The 711-nt window shown below is 41.4% G+C and carries 2 protein-coding genes; one reads left to right on the forward strand and one right to left on the reverse strand.

Annotated elements, in window-relative coordinates:
* Positions 1-27: 27 nt before the first annotated feature.
* A complete protein-coding gene (locus GMD4S_RS13110; protein ID WP_002874767.1) occupies positions 28-231 on the reverse strand; it encodes a ferredoxin in 204 nt (67 codons plus the stop codon).
* A gap of 45 nt (positions 232-276) precedes the next feature.
* Here GMD4S_RS13110 and GMD4S_RS09850 point away from each other — a divergent pair.
* Positions 277-711, forward strand: a 435-nt coding sequence (locus GMD4S_RS09850; RefSeq protein WP_000410191.1) for an SAG1386/EF1546 family surface-associated protein, incomplete at its 3' end; no start/stop codon positions are given.

Consider the following 711-nt stretch of genomic DNA (forward strand, 5'->3'; position numbering starts at 1 on the left):
AAATCAATTATATTTATTCCCTGCTTCCTACGATGGATCTTTTAGAAGTGCTCTTGTAGGACAATTTTTGATGGCCTCCAGAACATCGCTGGTCTCAGCGATTTCTCTTTGCAATTCAACTGGATCATCGTAAAATCGAACGATTCCATTATCATGGTAATCGAAGAGTTCAGAATAGGTTTGGCAAAGCCCGCAGGCAATGCACCGTTCGGGTATAAGTGTGACTTTCATATTTATATTGTAATAAGAAAATGTAAAAAAAACAAGGAGTAAGGTATGGAAAAAGAACCGTGGCAAGAAGATATTTACGAAAACAATGAGGAAGAAACAAGATCAGAGCGTCGACACCGGAAACAAAAAGGGAAAGGCGTTGTTGCGAATCGTGTCTTAACGGTTCTAGCCAGCCTCTTCTTTGTAATTGTTGTAGCGATGGTAGTTGTATTGATTTACCTATCAACCGGTGGAAGCAATCGTACATCATCTTTGAAGGACTTCTATGATGCATCGTCTCCTTCTACAAGTTCAAGTTCTAAAGTGGAAGAATCATCATCTTCAAGTAGCAAGGTAGAGGAAACAGCTTCTTCTGAATCAACACCTTCACAGAGCAGTTCGGAAGAACATACTACAGAGGGTGAAGGAACACTTACAGTACAGCCTGGAGAGGGAGAAGCAGCTCTTGCTCAACGTGCAGGGATTTCCATTGCCCAGCTA

Source organism: Streptococcus sp. GMD4S, assembly GCF_000296955.1.